The organism is Salinibacter sp., from assembly GCF_036626415.1.
GTDB lineage: Bacteria > Bacteroidota > Rhodothermia > Rhodothermales > Salinibacteraceae > Salinibacter.
This window is the reverse complement of record NZ_JAZKRW010000050.1, coordinates 1-19,967: the sequence shown is the minus strand read 5'-3', so window position 1 is coordinate 19,967 and position 19,967 is coordinate 1. Positions and strand designations below refer to the sequence as shown.

The following is a 19,967-nucleotide window of genomic DNA, read 5'->3' as shown; positions in this document are numbered from 1 at the left end:
GCAATGCCGGCGTTCACGAGCCCCCACCCCGCCGACATCGCCCCGAAGTGCCACCGTGTCGACTGGGTCGAGCGCGACGACGCCCAGACGAGGGCCAGCCCGCCCAGCGCATTGGCGCCCCCCCACGCCCCGACCCGCCACAGGTGCGACGTTTTAGCGGCCTGGAATTCTGCCGACTGCACGTGCACCGTTGGCGTCTGCGAGGAATCCGCCGGCTGTGCCCAGGCACAGTCTCCGGAGGAAACCAGGAGCAAAGCGCCAACCACCACAGCCACACAGCGGAGGGGCAGCGGTGGTCTCGTTCCGTAGACGGCAATCACGTTGGTCGGGAGGAGGTTGTGGAGAAAGAGACGTGTCAACAGACCTCTAACGGAATCGATGGTTCGCTCTAGGCGAACCACGGGTTGCAGGCTGTTCTCGTTCGTGCCGCGGGCGTCGAACGCCCCCGACGGATCACAAGGTGTTCTCATGCGCCGTGGATGCTTACTCTCACGCGTCAATCCAAGACCAAAATGGTCCTCGAAGCCCTGGGCGACGTGTCGTGAGGGGGGCGTCACAACACTGCGCGGCTGCACAGTGCACACCTCCTTCGTCCCTACAGGCACCGCAAAACTGGCGCCGCAAAGTGGAACAGGGCCATTGTTCTTGTCGTTGCCAAATGTCCAGCGCCAATCGTCTACAGAACAGTTCCTCTGTGCCTGCTCTTATGCCCGAGACTGCTGCCCCGACGTCGGATACGCAAGACGCGCCGATCCAGATTAGCCCGAACGCAGCGCGCGAGATCCGAAAGATCATCAACAAGAAAAACATTCCGGACGGGTACGGATTGCGCGTGGGGGTGAAAGGAGGAGGCTGTTCCGGCATGAGCTACGTGCTTGGCTTTGACAAAGAGCGCGAGAAAGACAAGGTGTTCAACCTCGACGGCATCACCGTCTACATGGACAAGCGACACGGGTTGTACTTGATGGGCACCACCATCAACTATCACGACGGGCTCGATGCCCGAGGCTTTACGTTTGAGAACCCCAATGCCACCGAAACCTGTGGCTGTGGTGCCAGCTTCGCGGCTTGAGCCGGTCCCCCTCATTCCGCACAGTGTCTCCCTACCGGTCCCCTTTTCGCAGGCTGCAGTCTTCGGACGTACACGGCGGCGCAACCACGCGCAGGCTGCGTCACCCACCTTGTAACGCTCCTGCATCATCCGTTTTCGTTGCAACAGGCACGGTGGACAGGGGAACAGAATGCGCTGAGGTGTAGTTACTCATCGCAGCACGTGCTTCACGTGCGGGGTCACAATGCAGGAAGGTCAGTTTCCGAAAACCGCTCGCCCCCGCCGTGCAGGGCGCCGACGCGGCGCTTTTGATCGTTCAACCCACTTGGTATGGAAGGCAACTTCTCGAACCGCGTCCGGGACGTCATTTCCTACAGCCGCGAAGAGGCGGTGCGTCTCGGGCACGACTACATTGGTACGGAGCACCTTCTGCTCGGCCTCATCCGGGAGGGAGACGGAATTGCCGTCAAGATCCTCCGGAACCTCGGGTGTGACCTGTTGGAGCTCAAAGAGGCTGTGGAGGACACGGTCCGCAGTACCAGCAGCTCCACCTCGGTCGGGAACATCCCCTTGACCAAACAGGCCGAGAAGGTGCTCAAGATCACCTACCTGGAAGCAAAGCTCTACAAGAGCGACGTGATTGGGACGGAGCATCTCCTCTTGAGCCTGCTCCGGGACGACGAAAACATTGCCGCGCAGATTCTCCAACAAGGATTTTCAGTCACCTACGACGCCGTGAGAAACGAGCTAGACTCAATTATTAGTGGCAAAGCATCTTCTTCCAGCGGTAGCGGTGGCTCCGGCGGTCGCCTCTCGTCCGGGTACGGACAGGAGAGCAGCGAGTCGGAGAACAGCAACACTCCCGTCCTGGACAACTTTGGCCGGGACCTGACCGAGTTGGCGGAGGAAGATGAACTCGATCCCATCATCGGGCGCGAGGAGGAAATCAAGCGCGTTGCTCAAATCCTGAGCCGGCGCAAGAAGAACAACCCCGTTCTCATCGGGGAGCCGGGCGTTGGGAAGACGGCCATCGCGGAGGGCCTCGCCTCCCGAATCGTAGAGCGCAAGGTGAGCCGCGTGCTCTACGACAAACGCATCGTCACGCTTGACCTCGCCTCCCTGGTGGCCGGCACCAAGTACCGCGGCCAGTTCGAGGAGCGGATGAAGGCCGTGATGAAGGAGTTGGAGGACAACGACGACATTGTTCTCTTCATCGACGAGATCCACACCATCGTTGGGGCTGGCGGTGCTTCTGGCAGCCTGGATGCGTCGAACATGTTCAAGCCCGCCCTCGCCCGGGGCGACCTCCAGTGCATTGGGGCCACGACGCTCGACGAGTATCGCCAGAACATTGAAGGCGACGGCGCACTTGACCGCCGCTTCCAAAAAATCATCGTCGACCCGTCGACGCCCGAGGAGACGGTCAACATCCTCTCGAACATCAAGTCCTACTACGAGGATCACCACAACGTCCGCTACTCTGAGGAGGCGATCGACCTGGCGGTCCAGCTGAGCGACCGGTACATCACCGATCGGTTCCTGCCGGACAAGGCCATCGACGTGATGGACGAGGCCGGCGCGCGGGTCCACCTGTCCAACATCAAGGTGCCGCCCGAAATCTTGGAGCTCGAGGAACAGATCGAGGACGTGCAGGGCGAGAAAAACCAAGTCGTTAAGAGCCAGCGCTTCGAAGAGGCTGCCCGGCTCCGCGACAAGGAGAAGACGCTTCAGGAAGAGCTCGAGCAGGCCAAGAAGGAGTGGCACGAGCAGGCGGAGACCGAGGTCTACGACGTCACCTCAGAGGAGATTGCCGAGGTGGTGGCCATGATGACCGGCATTCCGGTCGACAAGATTAGCGAGCCGGAGCAGCAGAAGCTCCTCAAGATGGAGGAGTCGCTCAAGGAGCACGTCGTAGGACAGGACGAGGCCATCGAGAAGCTGTCGAAGGCCATCCGTCGCACCCGTGCCGGCCTGAAGGATCCTGAGAAGCCCATCGGGTCCTTCATCTTCCTCGGCCCGACCGGCGTTGGCAAGACCGAGCTCGCGAAGGTGCTCACCGAGTACCTGTTTGACTCACAGGACTCGCTCATTCGGATCGACATGAGTGAGTACATGGAGAAGTTTTCCGTGAGCCGACTCGTGGGGGCCCCGCCCGGATACGTGGGGCACGAAGAGGGCGGCCAGCTCACCGAGAAGGTGCGCCGGAAGCCGTACTCCGTGGTGCTGCTCGACGAGATTGAGAAGGCCCACCCGGATGTGTCCAACATCCTTCTCCAGGTGCTGGACGACGGCATTCTGACCGACGGCATGGGCCGGGAGGTCGACTTCCGAAACACCATCCTCATCATGACCTCCAACATCGGCACGCAGGACATCAAGTCCTTCGGCCAGGGGATTGGGTTCGACCAGACGGACGGGGAAGACATGGACTACACGTCCATGAAGTCCACCGTTCAGGATGCCCTCAAGAACGTCTTCAACCCGGAGTTCTTGAACCGGCTTGACGACGTGATTGTCTTCAACCCGCTCAACAAGGAGAACATCTTCGACATCATCGACATCATGTCGGAGGACCTCTTCGACCGGGCGGAGGAGCTTGGGCTCGACCTCGAATTTGACGAGGCCGCCAAGGAATTTTTGACGGACCGAGGCTTCGATCAGAAGTATGGCGCACGCCCGCTTCGCAGGGCCCTTCAGAAGTACGTGCAGGACCCGATGGCGGAAGACATCCTCCACGATGAGATCACGGAAGGCGACACCGTGCTCATCACGCACGATGGCGAATCGGAGGAGCTTTCCTTCGAGGTCCAGGAAGGCGAGGCTCCGGTCGAAGAAACATCGGCGGATGCGAATGGAGAGGCCAACGTATCCACGGAAGAGGTCGCTGAGGGAGCATCCACCGACGAAAACGGCTCCGGCGAGGACCCCCCGGCGGCTCCCGACGACGAGTAGCCGATCTCCTACAGGTTCTCTTCCTCCCCTCCGTTCGGCGGTGCCGGACGGAGGGTTTTGTATTGCGGCCACCGGCCCCTCCCTCCTGTACGCTGAACCTCCGGGTAGACGGAGCAGGAATCAGGATTCGTTCCTCCTAGACACGAGGCGAATGGTACGGATGCGCCCCTCGGTCTCACGGTCCTTCCCCTCCACGGGCACGGGACGTGCGAACGGCGGGCCGTCGCTCACGAACGTGTGAAAGGCGCCCCGCTCCCCGCACGGATCTACCGCGTCGGGCAGGTCTTCGAGAAACGCTTCGTCGTAGGGCCGCCCCAGGAACGACGCGTCAAGCTGAGTCGTGTCGACCGCCGTGACAGTGGCCCGGTAGCCCCGCTCCAAAAAGCGCTGAGCCAGCCACTCCGTGTCTCGTCGCCACAGTGGAAACAGGGGCCGTGCACCCAGCGAACGGAGGAGTTGCTCGCGGTATGCGCGCACGTCGTCGAGGAAGAGATCCCCCGCGACGACGGTAGAGTTCCCCGTTTCCAGGAGGGGGCCCAGCACCGCCTCCAGCCGCGCCTCGTACACCTCGTTTGGCGGCTGAGGGGGCACTCGCATCACGTGCAACGGAAGGCCAAGCGCGTCGGCCTGCTGTTCGATGAGGACGCGAGGGGTGCCGTGCATCGTAACCCGATCTTCCTCTTCCGTCACCGTCGTGAGCAAGGCCTCGATTCGGCGGGGCGACTGGCTGTGGATGACATCGTGGGCGAGCATGGCATCTTTGCCCCCGCTCCACAGGAGCACGAGGCCGTCTTGCGAGCGTGGAGGCGCCATAGAATCGAAGGTGGTGACCAGCTGCATGAAGGCGGGCTACCCGTCGGTCCAATCTTCGTCTTCGACGAGGGAACGGCCGAAGGACTTCACGGCGCAGACCGGGCACGGGGCCTGGCGAAGTACCTTTTCCGCCACGCTTCCCATGAGCACGCGCTCCAGCCCCGTCCGGCCGTGGGTTGCGATGGTGATGAAGGTCGCCCCGGTCTCGTCCGCCACGTCCAAGATCTCCGCGGCGGGATGCCCCCCGCGCACGTCGAGGGTCACGTCAAGCCCTTTCGTTCGGAGCGAGTCGGCCTCCGCGTCGAGCACCTCCTCGGCCCGGTCCGCCAGGACGCCCGGATCAGGCGGCGAGCGGTGCACCCCGTAGGCGTCGGGCAGGGCTGGGACCTCCACGACGTGGAGAAGCAGAAGGTCCATGCCGTACAGCAGAGCAAGTTCTCGGGCATGGGCCATCACCCGAAATCGATGCTCCGAAAAGTCGACGGGGACCACCATGGTGCCCTCCTCCCACTCTTCGGGGGCGGTCGTTCCGCGTCCCACCGTCACTACCGGGCACGGAGCCTTCCGGACCACCTCCTCGGCCACGCTGCCCAGGACGAGTCGACGAACGCCCCGGTGGCCGTGCGTGCCCATCACGACCAGGTCCACATCGTACTGAACGACGTAGTTGAGAATGCCCCCGGCCGCGGTCGAGTGCACGACGGCCCGTTCCCGGTAGCGTGCAGCCGGCAGTGCCCCCTTTCCGGCCCCACCCTCGTGCAGGTCGGCCTGGACCTCCGCCTCCTGCACCGCAAGGACCCCGTCGCGGTCCACGGTGCGGGTCTCCACCTGAATAACGTGGAGCGCTGCGTCGAGGTGGTCGGCGAGGTATTGGGCGTGGCGACGCGCCCGGTCCGCGCACGCGGAGCCGTCGGTGGGAAACAGAATGCGATCCACGTGCACCATGGTCAAGCGACAACGCCCGTGGGAAGAACAGTGCGGGAGCTACTCAGCCCCTGAGGTTGATTCGGCCTCCTCTGTCGATGCGTGAAGAGTCGGCCCAAAGGCCTTCACCGTGAGAACCGGGCAGTGCACGTGTCGAATCACTTTCTCGGCCACGCTGCCAAGCAGAAATCGATCGAGCCCCGTGCGGCCGTGGGTCGACATGGCCACCAGATCAATGGACTCGGTCTCTACAAATTCCGCGATGTCCGGCGCCGCGTTTCCCACCAGCACGTGCGGTCGGATCTCCCGCTCCGGCCCGCCCGTGTCGGCGACGAAGGCCTCCAGGCGGTCCATCATCTTTTCTTCGATGTCCGGCTCCATGTCGTAGATGGACTGCACCCCACCGGTATAGAAGGCCGGCTGAATGCGCTCGGCCACGACATAGAGGACGTCGATCGTAGCGTCGTAGAGGGCCGCCCACTCTTTTGCGGTGCGCAGGGCCTCACGGGACGGATCAGAAAAATCAACGGGGACGAGAATCCGGTCGATGGTCTGGGGGGACGAGCCCGTGGCGTCGTCGGCGTCGCCCCGAACGGTCAACACCGGCTGCTCGGCCCGGCGCACCACCTCCTCGGCCACGCTGCCCAGCAGGATGCGGCTCGGGCCGCGGCGCCCGTGCGTCCCAAGGGTGATGAGATCCACCCCGGCGTGGGTCGCGTAGTTCACGATCGCGGGCCCGGCGGACACGTCGCGGCGCACCACTTCCTTGATCTCCACCGCCTCGAGGGCATCGGCCGAGACGGCGCCGTCCCGCCGCACTGCCTCGCGAAACCGGGAGAGGTCCTTCCCTGGCGCACGGTCATCTTCCCCGTCCGGATCAGGGGCCTCGTGCAGAACCTCGGCGTGGAGGAGGTGGAGCCTCGCCCCCGTCCGCGCGGCCAGGTTTAGGGCGTACCGGACGGCCCGGTCCGACACCGAAGAGAAGTCGCGGGCAACCAGCAGATCGTCAATTGCAAGCATGGAATGGGGGGAATAGGTTTTTGAGCGCTGAGACGGGGCACCGAGGACACATCCCGGTGGGGTCGTGGCGAGAAATGTATCTTCTGGCTCCGGCAATGTCTACACGGGCCGCCTGCGCTCTCGGGCACGGGGGACCTACATTACGGTCGTGGGGCTGTCCCCCACACTCGCATGCCGATCACGAGGCCGCGGTCCGCACAGTGGCCCGCACCACGGCGGCCGCTCCCCTGAGGTGAGGACCTTCATGGAGGTCCACGTCCACGGCCTCGACGCACGAATGCCGCTCGTCGGCGAAGGCCCGACGCACCTCGTCGGCCGGCACCATCCGGTCCATCCGACTGGGCCCCATGCGGTCGTAGTCGCCGGACAGGTGGGCCGGCCGAAACCATTCGGCGAAGATCCACCCGCCCGGCCGCACGATGGCTTTCAGCAACCGATAGAGCCGGGCACGCTCCTTGGGGCGCAGCTGCAAAAATGTGACGATGGCCGCGTCCCACCGCCGGTCGGGCTGCCAGGTGCGAACGTCGGCCTGCACGGCATCGAGCGCGAGGCCCTCGGCCGTCGCCCACTCCCGCGCCGTTGCGAGGGCCGCCTCCGAAAAATCGACGGCCGTGGCGTGGTGGCCGTGCTCTCGGGCGAGCCAGGCCGGCGTGCGCCCCTCTCCGGCCCCCAGTTCTACAATCTCGCTCTGAGGGGGCAGGCGATGGGCCTGGCCCTCGACAAAGGCACTCGGCTCCGCCCCGAAGAGGGGCTCGTCCCGCTCGTAGCGGACGTTCCAGAACTCCGGGTGGCTGCTTGGGCGCGAGGGGTCGGACACGGAGGAGAAGGGAAACGACTGGGTTGGCGGCTCACGAAGAGGTGCGCGGGGACCCGTTCTCAGAAGAGGGACCGAGCGCCGCCTGGCCCGCGAGCTCTTCCGCCTCTTCGATGAGAGACTCGACGTGCGAGAGGCCCGCCTCCCAGAAGTCTTCGTCCTCCAGGTCCACGCCCATCTGTCCCACCAGTGCGTGGGGCCAGTCGGACCCGCCCGCCCGCAGGAGATTCAGGTAGCGGTCGGCAAAGCCCCCGTCGGCCGCTTCGTAGCGGGCGTGCAGGGCCAGCACCAGCAGCTCTCCGAACGCGTAGGCGTACACGTAGCCCGGCGTGTGGAGAAAGTGAGGGACGTAACTCCACCAGTGTCGATAGTGCTCGCCAAGGGTGACGCTGCCCTCGAACATCGCCCGCTGCGTCTCCATCCAGTGCTCCGCGAACTGGTCCGGCGTAAGTTCACCCTGGTCGCGGCGCGCGGTGTGGATCCGGTGCTCGAACCGATTCATGGCCACCTGCCGAAACACCGTGGCGAGCGTGTCGTCAATCTTGGCGACCAGCAGGGCGAGGCGGTTGGCCGGGTCCTGCTCGTTGCGCATCAGGCGCTGAAAGACGAGCATCTCACCAAAGACCGACGCCATCTCGGCCGTCGTGAGGGGCGTGCCGTGGTGAAAAATGGACTGCTCGCGTGCCAGGGACTGGTGCACCCCGTGGCCCAACTCGTGGGCGAGGGTTTGTACGTCGCGGGGCTTTCCGGTGTAATTGAGGAAGACGTACGGGTGGGCACTCGGCACCGTGCCGTGGCTGAACGCCCCGCTCCGCTTGCCTGGGACGAGGGCGGCGTCGATCCAGTTTCCCTCAAAAAACTGCCGGGCGACCTGGGCCATCTCGGGGTGGAAATCCCCGTAGGCGTCCAGAACGAGGGCCCGAGCCTCGCCCCACTCGTAGGTTGTATCCGCCTCGCGGATGGGGGCGTAGCGGTCGTAGTCGTACAGCTCCTCGACGCCCAAGAGGTGCTTCTTGAGGCGATAAAAGCGCGCCACGAGGTCGTATCGTCCGGTGACGGCCTCGATGAGGGTCTCCACCGTCGCGTCGTCTACCTCGTTCGCACGGTTTCGCTGTTCGAGCCAGTGGTCGTAGTTGCGGAGCCGGTCGGTGGAGGCCTTGTCCGCCAGCAGCGTGTTGAAGACAAACGTGAGGGTGCGACGATGGTCTTTGAGCCCGTCTGTGAAGCAGTGGGCCGCCTCTCGACGCACCGTCCGATTCGGATCGTAGAGCTTCGACAGAATCTGCTCCTGCGTGAGCGCCTCCCCGTCGAGCTCGAACCGCGCCGCCCCGAGGGTCTCGTCGAAGAAACGGGTCCAGGCGTTCTTGCCGGTGATGCTCTTTTCTGAGAGCACCTTCTCTTCCGCCTCACTCAAGACGTGCTCTTTTCGCTGATATTCGGTTTCTAGGTAGTGCCGGTAGTCCTCGAGGGCCTCGTGGGCGAGCAGCCCCTCCACATGCTCCTCATCGAGGGCCACCCATTCGGTGTCGAAGAAGACGAGGCGCTGCTGAATGCGGTCGACCGTCTCCCGCACCGATTGGCGGAGCGCCCCCCGCTCGGCGTCGTTGGTGTCGGCCGTCCAGTGCAGGTAGGCGTAGGCCTGCGCCCGGCCAAGGCGATCTTGGAGGGCGCCGAGGGCATCCAAAGCTTCGGCCAGCGCCTCAGGGCCCAGGTCGTTGACCTGTCCCCGATACCGCTCGGCAAACTCCGCCGCGTCGGTTTCGAGGGCGGTGAGCTCTTTCTCCAGGGCATCCGGATCGTCGTACAAGTCGGTGAGGGCCCACCGCACGTCGTCGGCCCCAGTCTTCGGTGATTCCATAGGCATACGGAATTTGGTGCACTATCGTATCGGGAATCGTACGTGGGACGCGCCCCCATGCGTGTCCTCGGCCCCACTCGGATGGTATTGACCGATTGTTCACCCCTGCCCGTGTATCATGGCTCCCGCGTCGCGGTACGGATGAGAGGAATAATTTGTGTCATGAATGGCCCAAGCTACATGTCTGATTCTCCCTTCCGCTCCCTCTCCACCACGGCCGACTGGACCGACGCACAGGACCAGTCCGAGGACCACCCCGTGGTCGTGTTCAAGCACAGCTCCGCGTGCTCGGTGAGTGGCAAGGCCAACAAGGAGCTGCACCGCTTGGCCGAGGACACCCCGCTGCCCGTGTACAAGCTCGTGGTGCAGGAAAGCCGAGCCCTTTCCAACACCATCGCGGAGGCCTTGAACGTGCGCCATGAGACGCCGCAGGCGATCGTGCTTGCCGCTCGGGACCCGGTGTTCGATGCGTCTCACTTCGACGTCACGGCCGATGCCCTCCAAGAGGCCGTCCGGTCTGCCCCATCTTCCACCAACTAGCTCCACCCATGCACCGCCTCTTGACTGTTGCTTGCACCGCCGGCCTGCTGATTTTGCTTGTCGCGTGTGGGGGGGACGACGCCCCCCAGTCTAACGACCCGGCCGCGCCGTCTGCATCCGAATCGAGCGGTCCCCTTCCCGGAAAGGTGCGCGACGTAACGCCCGAGCCGGTGCCCGAGCTGACGCTGAACACACTGGACGGTGCCGCGGTGGACCTCGCTGCCCAGGACGGAAAGGTGCTCCTCATCAATTTCTGGGCCACCTGGTGTGCCCCGTGCCGGGAAGAAATTCCGGACCTCAAGGGCCTGCACACGGAGCTTGAGAACCTCACGGTCATCGGGATTGCCCTGGACCGCAAAGGCCGAGAGGTGGTGGAGCCGTTTGCGCAAAAGCTGGACATCAACTATCCGATCGTCGTGGACGGGGCCGGCACGGCCGAAGAGGAGTTTGGTCCCATTCCCGGGCTCCCGACCACGATCCTCGTTACTCCGGACGGAAACGTCACAAAGCGAGTCGTCGGAGTCTTCCCCACCGAGGAGATGCGCCCCACCCTGGAGGCGATGCTCAACGGCGAGGCCTAGAGACAAACGCTACTCGTTCTCTTCGCCTTCCTCCTCGCGTTCGCGCCGCATCAAGTAATCCTCAAGGCTGCCCACGACGACACGGGTCTCTTCATCCACCTCCACGTCCTCAACGTCTCCCGCCCGGATCAGCTTCTTGATTTTCTTTCGATCAATCTGCTTGAGAATCCGTCGCGCCTCGGTCCGGCTTACGACATCCTCGCGGTAATCGGCGGCAAAGTCCTCGAGGAAATCGAGGGTTTCATCCGTGAGGTCGATCATCCGGATCTCCTCGTTGGTGTCGGAGAGGGTCCAGTACAAGTCCGCATCGATCAGATGACGGTCGGACCAGCGGACGAGAGTTTGCTTCGAGAGTTGAAGATGCTCGGAAAGCTCATTGAGCGGCATCGTCTTTGGTTGCCGCGACGTCGCGGGTCGGTCAGGCACAATACGAGTTCGGTGGCATTGGAAAAGAAGAAGGCCTATTTTTGACACGGAATGTCCTCTTTTGTTCCTGTGTGCTCCGTCATCGCCTCTTCCCTTCCTCGGAATTCGCACACGTAAACGATGGCTTCGTCCCGCGCCAAGGAGGAGTGGAGGGCCCTGCTTGCCCCCCTTTTGTCAACATCGATTCAGGCCACCAACGAGCGGCTCATGCAGACCGATGAGATCCAACAGTGGCTCCGTCAAGCCTCGACGGAAGCGGCCGAAGGAATGCGCCAGCGGCCCGACATGCAGGGCCAACTGCACGGATACACGCAGCTGAAGGCGGCCTTTAACGACCGCTTCCCCGAGCTTCTTGGTGCCCTCGAGGACCTGACGGAGGGCTGTGGGACGATCGACCTGGACTGGACGCCCATGAACCCCACCTTGAGCCGCGTGGAGGTGGACTTCCACCGGGACCTGTCCGTCGACCTCTTCACCCGACTGGACGCGCCGACCCCCGAGGCCGCACGGGCGGCCCTGCACGCTGTGGAGCAAGCCCTTCCAGACGGGGCCCCCTTTCCAAACCGGCCCAATGCCGTCACCGGCCTGGTGGCCCACGACGGATCGTGCCTGGGAGTGCGGGTGCGCGAACATCTTAGCGGCGAGGGGAACGGGCGGTACCGGACCGTCACGCTCCTGCCGGAAGGCCGGAACGACCTTGAGAACCTGTCGACGCAAGACGCCGTGCCGCGTCTCCTTCAACTGTTGGCCCCCGCAGATTCGTCGTCGGCGGCCTGACTCGGCCGGGCATCGGGGGCCCTGGGAACCTGTACAACCTCTCCGAACTCTTGGATCTCCCAGGCCTCTGTCCCCTCCTCGCTCGCAAACCAAAACTGCGCTCCGGGCTGGATGAACTCACTCAACAACCGCACGAACGGCTCGGGGCAGACATTGGCAGGCACCTCGTCGCTGACCAGCCGGAGCCGGTCGTCGCGCACCTGGAAGTAGCCGAGCGCGAACGGCAGGGGGCCGTCGGTCTTTGTGCTGAGCTGTTCCCGATACACCTGACTTTCCGACCGCAGGGACTGGACGAGCTCCACGGTCAGCCAGTCTTTCTCACGGCCGGCGATGAGGCCGTGGTGCCGCCGCTCAAACAGCTTGCGCACCAGCCCCTCCAGCGCCTCTTGCTTCTCGGGGCGGACGACGGCGTTCTCGACGCGACAACGGTAGCGGTCGGACATGGATGCCTCGGGACGGGTATGCGTAAACCATGGCAGGCCGTGTCCTCGACGCAACGACCCAGAGCGCCGTACAGGAGCCTCCGCACTGCGTTCCGTCTCTATACTGAAGCAACTCTCACCCGATGGACACTGTGACGCAAATCACCCTGGGCGCTGCAGTGGGCGAAGCCACGGCAGGCCGCGAGGGCGGCGCCAAGGCGCCGATGTGGGGGGCGGCCTTCGGCTTGCTACCGGACCTTGACGTGCTCGCCAACCCGTTTCTGACGAACCTGCAGGCCCTCACCATGCACCGGAGCGTCACCCACTCCCTGGTGTTTGTGGCCCTGGTGGGCCTCTGCGGCGCCTACGGGCTCCGGCGCCTGCACGACGGCCTGCCGGTGTCCACGAGGCGATGGGGCGCCCTGATCGTCCTCGCCCTTGGAACACACATAGGGCTCGACTGCCTCACGACGTACGGCACGCAGGTCTTCTGGCCTTTCAGCACGTATCCCATCCTCCACGGGGCCATCTTCATCATCGACCCCCTGTACACCGTCCCCTTGGCGGCCGGGCTGCTGGTCTCACTTCGCTGGCCCCCCACGGCAGCATCCCGACGCTGGGCCAACTACGCGGGCCTCGCGGTCAGTTCGGGCTACCTCCTCTTCACCGTCCTCAACAAGGCGTACGTGACGCGGGTCTTTGACGAGGCCCTCTCGGAAACGGCGCCGCAGTACGAACGCATCTTCACGACGCCTACGCCCTTTAACAATCTTCTATGGCAGGGCATCGCGGAGGCCGAAGACGGGTATTACGTCGGGGCCTACTCGCTGCTCGACCCGGACGCCTCCGTGGACTTTCGGTACATCCCCACGCAGCATGACCTTCTGGGCGACCAGTGGGACAATCCCGTCGTGAAAGAGGTGCGACGGTTTTCACGGGGCTACTTCATTGTCCGCCGGGACGACGACGGGTCGCTGCTCATTCACGACCTTCGGTTTGGACGCACCGACGTCGGCCTCACCGACGACGGCGAGTACCTGTTCACGTATAGGCTGCAACGGGACGCTGGTGGAAGCGTCGTCGGCATTGCACGAAGCGAGCCCGCGGTTGACCTCAACGCCGCTCTGCTCCGCCGATTTTTCGCCCGGATTCAAGGCTCCCCCGCATCACACTCTCGTCAATCGGGGACACGTTCCGACGACTGATCTCCGTTCGCCGGCCGCGCCCTTCGAGAGATTGATACTTCCCCCCTTTTCTCAGTACTTTCAGGGCAGTTTCCATTCACATCAGCCGCCTTAAGTCCCTTTCGCTATGAACGACCTTCTGTCCCAGTCTCAGAATTATTTGAACGCCGAGACGATTCAGGTACTCGGCTCCTACGTGCTGAGCATCCTCGCCTTCATCCTCATTCTCGTCGTGGGGCGGTATGTGGCGACCTGGGTCCGCAACTTGATTCGCGGGGGACTCGACAAGCCGAAGGTGGATACGACCCTGACGAAGTTTGCGGGCAACTTCGCGTACTACGGCATCTTTTTGCTGGCCATCTTCGCCGGCCTGGAAACGGTGGGCGTGGAGACGGCCAGCTTCGTCGCCGTTTTGGCCGCCGCCAGTTTCGCCGTGGGACTGGCCCTCCAGGGCACCCTCGCCAACTTCGCAGCGGGGATCATGCTGCTCATCTTCCGACCGTTTAAGGTCGACGATTACGTCGAGATCGCCGACGAGACGGGCTTCGTGCGGGACATCTCCCTCTTCTTTACGCGCCTCACCACGCGCGACAACCGCCTGGTGATCGTCCCGAATGGCGACATTTTCGGCTCCACCATCCGCAATATTTTTGCGCACGACATCGTCCGGGTCGACTGTGACGTGGGCACCGACTATCCCGCCGACATCGACGCCACCCGAGAGGTGCTGCTCGAGGCCGCCCGGAACGTTGACGACCGGGTGAGGGAGAAGGGCGAGCAGGCCGCGCTTACAGCCCTGGGGGGCTCGTCCATCAACTGGCAGGTGCGCGTCTGGGCCACGCCCGATGACTACTTCCGTCTCAAACAGGAGTTGACCCGGCAGGTCAAGTACAAACTCGACGACGCCGAGATCGGCATTCCCTACCCGCAGATGGACGTGCATCTCGACGAGGTGGGCGGCGACGGCGAAGCCGCGTGACCACGGGTCCAGGACCGCGTCCCGCCAGTGTGTTCTTTCCGCAAAGCATCGGCCCGGAAGGAACGTGCAGGGGGCCGTCCGTTTGGACTTTTGACCAGCGTTCTCCTCCATCCACACCCCCACACCTCAGCCTATGCCTACTCGTTCTGCGGACGCAACATGGACCGGTAATCTGCCTGAAGGAAGTGGCACCATGCGCCTCCAAAGCGGTAGCTACGACGGCGCGTACTCCTTTCGCTCCCGCTTCGAAGACGGCGAGGGCTCCAACCCCGAGGAGCTGATTGCCGCCGCCCATGCCGGATGCTACTCCATGGCCCTGTCCAATGTGCTAGCGGAGGCCGGGCACGATCCCGAATCGGTCGACACGACGGCAGACGTCACGCTCAAGATGGTCGACGGAGACCCCACCATCACCGATATCCACCTGACGACGGACGCAACCGTGCCGGGCCTCGACGCAGAGACGTTTCAGGAGCATGCCGCGGCGGCCAAGGAGGGCTGCCCGGTTTCGAAGGCGCTCGCAGGCACCGACATTACGCTCGACGCAAGCCTGACGTAGGTCTCCGCCCCCTTGGGTCTGCCCCTTTTGCCCCGGGTCCTTAGTCGAGGGCCTGGGGCATTTTTCTTCGGGGCTACGAGACGACCTCAAGGACGATCTTCCCGGCGTTGTCGTTGTTCTCCATCCGACGGTGGGCGTCGGCCACATCGGTCCAGTCATAGGTCGAGTCAATGACCGGGCGGAGCTGTCCGTCGATAAACGTCGGGAGCACGTCGCTCGCGAACTCCTGCGTCAATTGCACCTTGTAGTCAAGACTGCGGTCGCGCAGGGTGGAGGTAAGGAGCTGCGCGCGCTTGGCCATAAGGGCCCGAAGACTCACCTCCGTCACCGTACTCCCCCCCAACGTGGCCAGCTGGATGATGCGGCCGTCCGGGGCGAGAACCTCCACGTTCTGGTGGAAATACGGGGCGCCGATGAAGTCGACCACGATGCTCACGCCGTCCCCATCGGTGATCTCGGCGATCCGGTCCGCAAAGTTCTCCGACTCGTAGTCGATGGTGGCCTCCGCGCCGAGGTCGCGGCACACGTCATGCTTCGGGGCCGAAGCCGTGATGTAGGGATGGGCCCCCGCCTCCCTCGCGAGCTGGATCGCCGCGGTCCCCACGCCGCTGGCCCCCGCGTGGATGAGGACATTGTGGTCGCGCCGCACCCCACCGAGCCAGTGCAGCGCCTGGTAGGCCGTCAGAAACACTTCCGGGATGGCCGCCGCGTCGCGCATGGAGAGGCCCGGCGGGATCGCCATGAGTAGGTCCTTGTGGACGACGACCTGCTCCGCGTAGCCGCCGCCCGCCAAGAGCGAAAACACACGGTCGCCCTCCTGCCAGTCGATGACCCCTTCCCCGGCCTCCTCCACCACCCCGGCCATTTCAAGCCCGAGGATCGACGACGCCCCCTCCGGGGGTGGATAGTGGCCCCGACGCTGGAACGTGTCGGCACGGTTGAGGGCGGTGGCGTGAACCTTCACCCGCACCTCGTTCGGGCCGGGCGACGGGGTGGGCACCTCCCCGATGGTCATGTGCTCGGGTTCGCCTTCTTCGGAAACACGAACGGCGCGCATGAGAGAAGTTGTTCGGTTGGGTAAAAATACTTAAAGCTCAATTCTCGCCCCATCCTGCTCGGACGATTCCATGATGGCGTTCACAATCCGAATGTCGGCGAGTCCCTCCTCGCCCGGGACGATCGGATCGGACCCTTCCTTGAGCGCGCGAGCGTCGTGGTCCATCTGGCGGGCCTGCTGGTCCTGGCCGCTGGGACGGAGCCGCGTGCCATCGCTGGTTTCTCCCTGAACGCCCGAGTAGGATTGAAAGGGGCGCAGCCGATATCCCCCGTCGGCACACGTGACGTCGAGGTAGTTGGTCGACTTCCCGAAGCTGGTCTCGCCCTTCGCAATTACGCCGTCCGGAAATTCCAGGGTAAACTCCGCAAACTCGGGCACTTCGCTGTACATCTCGTCTCGTTCGGACCACGTACGGCCCGACACCGCGACCGGCTCCATGCCGGCCGCGTACCGGGCCGCGTTAATCGGGTACACGCCCATGTCGTAGAGGGCCCCGCCGCCCAGCTCGGCGTCGCGGCGCCAGTCGTCAGGGTTCGGGTGCGCGCCGTTGTAGCCCGCCCCGGCCTGCACCTCTTGCACCGCGCCGTAGGTCTCTTCCTCTGCGTAGCGCATGACCGCGCGGTTGTTCGGCTCGTGCTGCAGCCGGTAGCCAATGGTCAGCTGCACCCCGTTCGCGGCGGCGGCGTCGATCATGGCCCGGCACTCCTCCGCGTCCATCGCCATCGGCTTCTCGCACCAGACGTGCTTGCCCGCGTTTGCGGCCTTGATGGCATCGCGGGCGTGCACTCCTGTCGGCGTGACGATATAAACGACGTCGATATCGTCGTTATTCGCAATGTCGGGCAGGGTGTCGTAGCTGTAGACGTTGGCGTCCGGGATGTCGTATTCTTGCTGCCACCGTGGAATCTTCGCCGGGGTGCCGGTGACGATGCCGCGCAACTCGCAGTGCTCGGTCTGTTGAAGGCCGGGGGCGAGCTGTCCCCCGGCGTAGCGGCCCAGGCCACAGAGGGCCACGCCCACCTTTTCCTCTTTCCTCGGCAGCAGCACCGCCGGAACCCCGACCGTGGACGCGGCGGCGATCGAACCGGCCTGCTTCAAAAACTCGCGGCGAGACGGGCGTTGAGACATGGGCGGCACGGGCGGGTTGTGCAACACGTGCGATCGCGGCTCGCGGAGCGGAACGCCGCCGCGGATCTGGGCGGGTCGCTCCGTTGGGCGGTCGGCGAGGGACGAGGGGTTCCTTCTCTTTACCCGACCAACCGTACGCAATACAGGCAGCGCCGGCCCATCGTTCACCGGACGCCGGACATCGCTCCGGCAGCTCCTCCAGTTCACCCTCTCCAGGCCCGCCCGCCGCCAGATGTGCACACACCGCGAATGTGCGGGCTCGGACGGGTACGCGGGCGCCCCACGGACATGTCCGACGGGATGCGTGCGAGGGACCCTGCCCAAACCGATCCACCTCCGTTCCACGAGGCCTCTGCGTCCGGAGCCGATCCGTGGCGCCTCACGTCGCCTGAGTAGCGACTGAGGGCGGCCGTCGGGCGACCGGAAGGGTGTTTACCGGCCCCGAAAAAACCGCCACGTCAGGCGCGTGCTTTCAAACAACCCGGCCGGCACCGTATGTCCCCCATCGAACGCGCACAGTTGCACGTCGGCTCCCGTTTGGGGGGCGGGGGTAATTTCGCAGGAGACGGCACTGTTGTCCTCGGTGTTCTGGTTGGTCTGCCGAGGTGGGGGATCGCCCTGGATGTTGTTGTCCACCCAGACGTCGCGCGTCGCCGGGGCCGAGCGCAGGGTGTCTCCCCAGTCGGGCGCAAACCCGCCCTCGAACGGCGTCGTTGCGTCGGTCTTCCCGCTGACGATGAGGGCCGGAATGGGCGCCGAGGGCATCGGGCACTCCTCGTCGTCGCCAAGCGAGGCGGTGACGTTGGAAATGAAGGCCGCAAATCCGGCGTAGCGGTCTGGGTGCTCGATCGCGAGGCGGTTGGCCATTTGTCCGCCATTGGAGACGCCGTAGACAAAGACACTGTCGGCATCGACGTCCGCCCGGCTCGTCGTCCAGTCCGTGAGCGCGGTCAGGAAGCCGGCATCGTCGGGGGTGCCCCGGGTGGGCAGGGGCGTGCAGTCGTTCCAGACGGGCTGCACGTCGTGGGACGCGTTGGGCACGAGAATGAGGACGCCCTCCTCATCGGCAATCTCGAGCCATTCGCGGCTCCCGGTGCGCGAGCGGGCAAACATTCCGTCCATCCCGATGGTCGCCCCGTGGAGGGCCATCACGACGGGGGCGTCCCCCGGCAGGTCGCCCGGAACGTAATATTTGAAGGCCCGGCTCTGATTGTTGTGCTCGATGGCCCCTCGGTGCCAGCCGGGGCTGTCGTCAAACGGGGGCGGGCCGGAGCGGGACGACGTGCTGTCGCAGCCGAGGGACAGCACTGACACGAGCAGCAGCGGAGCCAAGACGCGGGTCCACGTGTGTGGACCGATGGAGAACGGCATCGGAAGAGGGGCGACGTATTGCAGGGAGACGCGGAGACGTCGATCTTGCGGGAGGTGACTTTCGGTTCCGGGTGTGTCGTCTGGAAACGGGAAGACGGGTCGCGATACGCATCGTCTGCCGTCCGGAGAGAGCTGATAATCTCCGAAGGGCGATCCCGACTCGCACAGCGGGGTCGATGCGGCCCTCGGGGGGAGGCTCAGCGCGGTTCGCCCCCGCTACGGGGGGTTCCAATCGCGTAAGTGATAACAAGCGAACCTTACCACGACGGGCGAGAAAAGAACCGAAACCAGCAACTGAGAGACCAGCGCCGGAGTCAGCCACAGACCGTCGTCGGCAGCAGTGGAGTATTATACCGCCCATCGTTCGGGTTCCCCACGCGCCGCTTCCCAGAAAAGCAAGGCCGATACGATAAAGAGCACGACGAAAAAACCCGTAATGACGAGGATCTCGGATGCAGAGTTGCGCGCGGGGACCATCCCGGCCACCAGTGATGCTGCACCAGCCGATGCCAGCGCGAGCGCTGTCGCGAACATCGCGTACGCCATTCCTTGGGGGCGGAACCGCGCAACGAAAACCCCGACGACGCCGACGGCGAGCGCCAAGAAGTACAGCAGGTCGGCCTCGCTGTCTGCAATGCCCACGGCGCCGCTCACCCAGAGGAGGAGCACCGTTGCCACCAGTGCAATACCGGCACCCGTTCGGTAGGTAAGGTCCCCCGTCCTCCTCACCACGAGTTCGTAGATGCCCAAGGGAACGAGCAGGAAGATGCCTGCGAACGCAAAGTCGCTCCCCGTCCATGGCGCTCCCGTGGCGAGGGGCAGCAGCAGTATGAGCGCTGCGACGCCCCACGTTGTGACCCGCCACCGGCTCATGCGCCATGCTCCACCGTCTTTCGCGGTTCCCTGCATTTCTTCCATGGGTTTGTGTCTGTTGGCTAGAGGTTACTTGCGAGGCAAACGAATTCGGACTCGCGTCACATCGAGAGGGGACGATCTTGATGACGTGGTCGGTGCCACAGTCCCAACAAATTTCGTCCTCTGTTCCAGCCAAGAGTAACCTTCTGGAGCTCACTCAACTTCCGATTTCCTTTCGATAGAAAACGTGTTGTCATTGCGACGTTCGCAATACTGACAAGCACCAGGGCTACAACAAGAACGACCGCCGGTACAGGAAAAAGGAAGCTGAAAATCCCATATCCGGTCCACAGCGTGACGGACCAGTAGAAAAAGGGCAGCATGCAGGCATTTACTTTCTGTTGGTCTTCCTCCGACAGCGCGTCGTATGCCGCCTGATCCGGCAAATTCACGTGAGAGGGAAAGCGCTGTATCCACCACGCTCCTCCGTAACACAGCACCACCAAGACGATGAAAAGGGGCGGGAGAACTCCCATCCGGGTCGGAAGCAGTCCGGCATAAGTTCCTCCTCCGAGACCCATGCAGACTGCGAAGAGAACGACATTTACAGCATGTGCCCGGCTCTTTCTCATTTTCTTCTACCCTGTGTGCATAAC

Annotated in this window: 19 protein-coding genes and 1 pseudogene; 8 read left to right on the top strand and 12 right to left on the bottom strand. The window is 64.0% G+C overall.

Annotated features, from left to right (window positions below):
* Positions 1–320 (bottom strand): annotated as a pseudogene (locus tag V5A20_RS07430) (hypothetical protein); the annotation flags it as partial.
* Between the two features lie 386 nt (positions 321–706).
* Between V5A20_RS07430 and V5A20_RS07425 the strand changes: the two are divergent.
* Positions 707–1,072 carry a HesB/IscA family protein gene (locus V5A20_RS07425; RefSeq protein WP_332315729.1) on the top strand — a complete coding sequence of 122 codons (366 nt, stop codon included), beginning with the start codon at positions 707–709 and terminating at the stop codon, positions 1,070–1,072.
* Between the two features lie 309 nt (positions 1,073–1,381).
* Positions 1,382–4,003 (top strand): ATP-dependent Clp protease ATP-binding subunit, encoded by a 2,622-nt coding sequence (locus V5A20_RS07420; protein ID WP_332327026.1) that lies wholly within the window; start codon positions 1,382–1,384, stop codon positions 4,001–4,003.
* A 120-nt stretch (positions 4,004–4,123) separates the two neighbouring features.
* On the opposite strand, the gene V5A20_RS07415 is transcribed toward V5A20_RS07420, so the two are convergent.
* The 5 genes from V5A20_RS07415 to V5A20_RS07395 all read right to left on the bottom strand — a co-directional run bounded on the left by V5A20_RS07415 (position 4,124) and on the right by V5A20_RS07395 (position 9,432).
* Entirely contained in the window at positions 4,124–4,843 is a 720-nt protein-coding gene (locus tag V5A20_RS07415; RefSeq protein WP_332327025.1) for a hypothetical protein, read from the bottom strand.
* Positions 4,844–4,852: 9 nt separating this feature from the next.
* Positions 4,853–5,761, bottom strand: a complete 909-nt coding sequence (locus V5A20_RS07410; RefSeq protein WP_332327024.1) for a universal stress protein — start codon at positions 5,759–5,761, stop codon at positions 4,853–4,855.
* 39 nt (positions 5,762–5,800) lie between these two features.
* Positions 5,801–6,760 (bottom strand): universal stress protein, encoded by a 960-nt coding sequence (locus V5A20_RS07405; protein WP_332315725.1) that lies wholly within the window; start codon positions 6,758–6,760, stop codon positions 5,801–5,803.
* Positions 6,761–6,938: 178 nt separating this feature from the next.
* A complete protein-coding gene (locus V5A20_RS07400; protein ID WP_332327023.1) occupies positions 6,939–7,577 on the bottom strand; it encodes a class I SAM-dependent methyltransferase in 639 nt (212 codons plus the stop codon).
* Between the two features lie 31 nt (positions 7,578–7,608).
* Positions 7,609–9,432, bottom strand: coding sequence for a M3 family oligoendopeptidase (locus V5A20_RS07395; protein WP_332315723.1), 1,824 nt, complete (start codon positions 9,430–9,432; stop codon positions 7,609–7,611).
* Positions 9,433–9,612: 180 nt separating this feature from the next.
* On the opposite strand from V5A20_RS07395, the gene ytxJ reads away from it, so the two are divergent.
* On the top strand, positions 9,613–9,972 hold the full coding sequence (ytxJ, locus tag V5A20_RS07390; RefSeq protein ID WP_332315722.1) for a bacillithiol system redox-active protein YtxJ: 360 nt from the start codon (positions 9,613–9,615) through the stop codon (positions 9,970–9,972).
* Between the two features lie 8 nt (positions 9,973–9,980).
* The gene (locus V5A20_RS07385) at positions 9,981–10,553 is read left to right on the top strand and encodes a TlpA family protein disulfide reductase (protein WP_332327021.1); all 573 of its coding nucleotides are present in this window, start codon (positions 9,981–9,983) and stop codon (positions 10,551–10,553) included.
* 9 nt (positions 10,554–10,562) lie between these two features.
* On the opposite strand, the gene V5A20_RS07380 is transcribed toward V5A20_RS07385, so the two are convergent.
* Positions 10,563–10,979, bottom strand: a complete 417-nt coding sequence (locus V5A20_RS07380) for a hypothetical protein (RefSeq protein ID WP_332315720.1) — start codon at positions 10,977–10,979, stop codon at positions 10,563–10,565.
* A 120-nt stretch (positions 10,980–11,099) separates the two neighbouring features.
* Between V5A20_RS07380 and V5A20_RS07375 the strand changes: the two genes are divergently transcribed.
* Entirely contained in the window at positions 11,100–11,756 is a 657-nt protein-coding gene (locus tag V5A20_RS07375; RefSeq protein ID WP_332315719.1) for a hypothetical protein, read from the top strand.
* On the opposite strand, the gene V5A20_RS07370 is transcribed toward V5A20_RS07375, so the two are convergent.
* Positions 11,717–12,199, bottom strand: a complete 483-nt coding sequence (locus V5A20_RS07370; protein WP_332315718.1) for a hypothetical protein — start codon at positions 12,197–12,199, stop codon at positions 11,717–11,719. The two genes, V5A20_RS07375 and V5A20_RS07370, sit on opposite strands and share 40 nt — an antisense overlap.
* A 122-nt stretch (positions 12,200–12,321) precedes the next feature.
* On the opposite strand from V5A20_RS07370, the gene V5A20_RS07365 reads away from it, so the two are divergent.
* From V5A20_RS07365 to V5A20_RS07355, 3 genes are all read left to right on the top strand, one after another.
* Positions 12,322–13,383, top strand: coding sequence for a metal-dependent hydrolase (locus tag V5A20_RS07365; RefSeq protein ID WP_332315717.1), 1,062 nt, complete (start codon positions 12,322–12,324; stop codon positions 13,381–13,383).
* Positions 13,384–13,489: 106 nt separating this feature from the next.
* Positions 13,490–14,341: a mechanosensitive ion channel family protein gene (locus V5A20_RS07360; RefSeq protein ID WP_332327020.1), complete on the top strand. Its 852-nt coding sequence runs from the start codon at positions 13,490–13,492 to the stop codon at positions 14,339–14,341.
* Positions 14,342–14,474: 133 nt separating this feature from the next.
* Positions 14,475–14,900 (top strand): OsmC family protein, encoded by a 426-nt coding sequence (locus V5A20_RS07355; protein ID WP_332315715.1) that lies wholly within the window; start codon positions 14,475–14,477, stop codon positions 14,898–14,900.
* A 73-nt stretch (positions 14,901–14,973) separates the two neighbouring features.
* Here the strand turns inward: V5A20_RS07355 and V5A20_RS07350 are convergent, their stop codons facing one another.
* From V5A20_RS07350 to V5A20_RS07335, 4 genes are all read right to left on the bottom strand, one after another.
* Positions 14,974–15,957 carry an NAD(P)H-quinone oxidoreductase gene (locus tag V5A20_RS07350; RefSeq protein WP_332315714.1) on the bottom strand — a complete coding sequence of 328 codons (984 nt, stop codon included), beginning with the start codon at positions 15,955–15,957 and terminating at the stop codon, positions 14,974–14,976.
* Positions 15,958–15,987: 30 nt separating this feature from the next.
* On the bottom strand, positions 15,988–17,085 hold the full coding sequence (locus V5A20_RS07345; RefSeq protein ID WP_332315713.1) for a Gfo/Idh/MocA family protein: 1,098 nt from the start codon (positions 17,083–17,085) through the stop codon (positions 15,988–15,990).
* 432 nt (positions 17,086–17,517) lie between these two features.
* Positions 17,518–18,456, bottom strand: coding sequence for an alpha/beta hydrolase family esterase (locus tag V5A20_RS07340; protein WP_332315712.1), 939 nt, complete (start codon positions 18,454–18,456; stop codon positions 17,518–17,520).
* A gap of 348 nt (positions 18,457–18,804) precedes the next feature.
* Complete coding sequence (locus tag V5A20_RS07335; protein ID WP_332327018.1) at positions 18,805–19,374, bottom strand: hypothetical protein; 570 nt, start codon at positions 19,372–19,374, stop codon at positions 18,805–18,807.
* Between the last annotated feature and the right edge of the window lie 593 nt (positions 19,375–19,967).